The sequence below is a fragment of the Synechococcus sp. genome (assembly GCF_982614295.1).
Map to the genome: position 1 here is coordinate 1 of NZ_CEXBMR010000082.1, position 3,322 is coordinate 3,322.

At 52.6% G+C, this 3,322-nt stretch carries 3 protein-coding genes; 1 reads left to right on the forward strand and 2 read right to left on the reverse strand.

Translation table 11 applies throughout. The annotated features are described in order from the left end of the window. Positions 1-383 (reverse strand): ribonuclease toxin HepT-like protein (locus tag AC2JC8_RS09840; RefSeq protein WP_484594653.1); only part of this gene is annotated, 383 nt, incomplete at its 3' end. A gap of 2 nt (positions 384-385) precedes the next feature. Continuing rightward, positions 386-733, reverse strand: a complete 348-nt coding sequence (locus AC2JC8_RS09845; protein ID WP_484594654.1) for a nucleotidyltransferase family protein — start codon at positions 731-733, stop codon at positions 386-388. A 37-nt stretch (positions 734-770) separates the two neighbouring features. On the opposite strand from AC2JC8_RS09845, the gene mutS reads away from it, so the two are divergent. Next, positions 771-3,322: DNA mismatch repair protein MutS (gene mutS / locus AC2JC8_RS09850; RefSeq protein ID WP_484594655.1), on the forward strand; the 2,552-nt coding region annotated here is incomplete at its 3' end.

Genomic DNA, 3,322 nt, shown 5'->3' on the forward strand with positions numbered 1-3,322 from the left:
GCAATTGGTTCTGGCCGCAGTTCATCGGCATAGAGATTGCGCACTAGATGCCGAAAACGCAGATACTCCTGAAGCCCTACTTGGGTAGCTTCTTTGAATACAGCTGGGCGTTGCTCTGTTGCAGTGGCCATTCGCTCCAAAAGCCGGCGATGCCAACCTTCACCTTTGCTTGGGGTGCCACCATTCACAACCCTGCTGATCAAAAGTAAGCAGCGCTCAACTGCTGTGTAGAAGCTATGCAAGCGCAATGCCGCCGCCTCCACTAGCTCGCCTCCTTCCCCGAGCCGCGGCAACAAAAGCTCCACGCCGCTTACTAAACGAGCTAGCCGTTCGCTTTCCCTTTGAAGGTCGTCGTTTAGTTCAAGTAAATCGGTTGGCTTCATTTTTAAAGCGCCTCACTAATACGCAACAAGCGAAAACGCAGCTCAATAGATATGTCTTCTGCTCGCTTTAAATCCACCGATCTACAAACATCGGTTTCAACAAGTTTTATAGCCATTAACAGATCTTGCGGAGGTAAACCCTCCACCATCAAATCAATATCTGATTCTTCGTGGAATCCTTCCCCAAGCACTGAACCAAAAACCCATATCGACTTAATTAGAGGCCAACGCTCACGCAAAGCAACTGCAGCTAATCGGATCTGCTGCAAAGCAAGCTCACGCTGCTCTTCAAGCAAATTCTTGTCAACAGCAAAGCGCCGCTGCCAATAGCTCTGGGCGTGAGTGTTCATCTCATCATTCTGAAGCAGATTACGATCAAAAAAAGCGATTTCTTGCGTGGCTAGCAGTGAACCTGCAATTCAAGGCAGCCTGTTCGCCGCAGAAGAAGCTCCCGAAGAAGATCTAAAACAAGATTTTGATGCTGTTAAACCGCGGCGGCGCAGCCATCCGGGCAGTAAGCCACTAGCCAGCAAAGAACATATTGCAGCCGCAGATTCAAGTAATGAGCTGCCCCCTTGGCATCACCACAGCCTGGTAGATCCAGCAGCTTTGCCGCCAATGCTGCGCCACTACGTGGAGCTAAAAGCCGCCCATCCAGAACGGATTTTGCTTTACCGGCTGGGCGATTTTTTCGAATGTTTTTTTGAAGACGCCCTCCTGGCAAACCAGCTACTAGAGCTCACTCTCACTGGCAAAGAAGGGGGTAAAGCCCATGGCCGGGTGCCGATGGCTGGGATTCCTCACCATGCAGCAGAGCGGTATTGCAGTGAGCTGGTGCGGCGCGGTTATGGGGTGGCCCTATGCGATCAGGTGGAAACCACCGCTGCAAAAGGTGCTCTGCTGCGGCGTGAAATCACCCGAGTTCTCACCCCTGGCACCCTTTTGGAGGAAGGTTTGCTAGCGGCGCGACGCAACAACTGGTTGGCTGCAGTGGTGCTGGAAAACGAACGCTGGGGCTTAGCGGTAGCAGATGTATCCACCGGTGAATTCCAGGTTTATGAACGGGAAGGGCTTGCAGACCTGCAGCAGGAATTAACGCAGTTGCAGGCCGCTGAACTGCTGCTGCCAGGGCTTGAGCATGGCCAAGCAAATCCGATGCCCCCTTGGTGCCCGCCCTTTTTAAGCCTCACCCCCCAACTGCGAACCCCTTTTGAAAGCAGCCATGCCAGCCGCTGCCTCAAGCAGCGTTATGGCGTGCAATCCCTTGAAGGGCTTGGCTTAACAGCGATCCCCCTAGCGCTTAGGGCTGCTGGTGGTTTGATCACCTACTTAGATGCCAGCCAACCCGGGAGCACATTGCCGTTGGGGCGTCCGGTAACCGTATTTGCTGGTGATGCCTTGGTAATTGATCAGCAAAGCCGTCGCAACTTGGAACTCACGGCCACCCAACGGGATGGCCAATTTCAAGGTTCCCTGCTTTGGGCTTTAGATCGCACTCACACCGCAATGGGGGCTCGCGCCCTTCGGCGTTGGCTAGAGGCACCTCTGCTCAACCAAACAGCAATCAAATGGCGCCAGGAAGCGGTGGCTGAGTTTGTGGCCGCAAGACCATTACGCCAAGCGGTTCGGCGTTTATTAAGGCCAATGGCCGATCTCGAGCGATTAGCGGGCCGCTGCGCCGCCGGCCATGCCAATGGCCGCGATCTAGTGGCCTTAGCCGACAGCCTTGAACGTATGCCGCTGTTATCAAGCCTGCTGGAAAACTGCCAGGCTGAGCCGTTGCAAGCGCTGCTGCAGCCGCGGCCAACACTGGCCGCATTAGCTGAATTACTGCGATATCAACTATTAGATAATCCAGCCCTATCTCTTACAGAAGGGGGTTTGATACACGATGGCGTTGATGAACAACTTGATGATCTACGCAACCGCCTCGATGAACAGGAAAATTGGCTAGCTCAAGTAGAAAAGAGAGAACAGCAAGCAAGCGGTAATACAAATTTAAAATTGCAATTTCACCGCAGTTTTGGTTATTTCCTTGCGGTAACAAGAGCAAAGGCCAGCCAGGTGCCTGAGCATTGGATTCGCCGCCAAACCCTTAGCAATGAAGAACGTTTTTTTACACCGGAACTAAAAGAACGGGAAGGCCGCATCTTGCAACTAAAAGCCCGCAGCCAGCAACGGGAATACGACCTATTTTGCAAATTGCGGCATCAGGTGGGGGAAGCAGCCGCAGAAATCCGCTCAGCAGCAAAAGCAGTGGCGGAACTTGATGTGTTCGCCGGCCTAGCCGAACTGGCCGCCACCCAGGGTTATTGCCAGCCTGAAATTGTGACGGGTTGCTGCCTTGAAATTCAGGAGGGGCGTCATCCGGTTGTGGAGCTGCTGCTAACTGATAAATCGTTTGTGTCAAATAGCATTGCTTTAGGGGAGCAGATCAACTTGATCGTGCTCACAGGCCCTAATGCCAGCGGTAAAAGTTGTTATATCCGTCAAACAGGGGTTTTGCAATTGATGGCACAAATGGGCAGTTGGATTCCGGCCCGCAGTGCTCGCTTGGGGCTCGTAGACAGACTTTTTACCAGGGTTGGCGCTGTAGATGATCTAGCCAGTGGTCAATCCACCTTCATGGTGGAAATGGCAGAAACCGCCAATATCCTGCAGCATGCCAGCTCAAAATCATTGGTATTGCTCGATGAAATTGGCCGCGGCACCGCCACTTTTGATGGTCTTTCGATCGCTTGGGCAGTGGCAGAACAACTAGCGATACATATCGCTGCCAATTGCATTTTTGCCACTCACTACCACGAGCTAAATGCCCTGGCAAATAACTGCACCAATGTGCGTAACTTTCAAGTTGCTGTTTTAGAAAAAGAAAACGAGCTTGAATTTCTCCATAAAGTGGTGCCCGGCGGCGCTAGCCGCAGCTATGGAATTGAGGC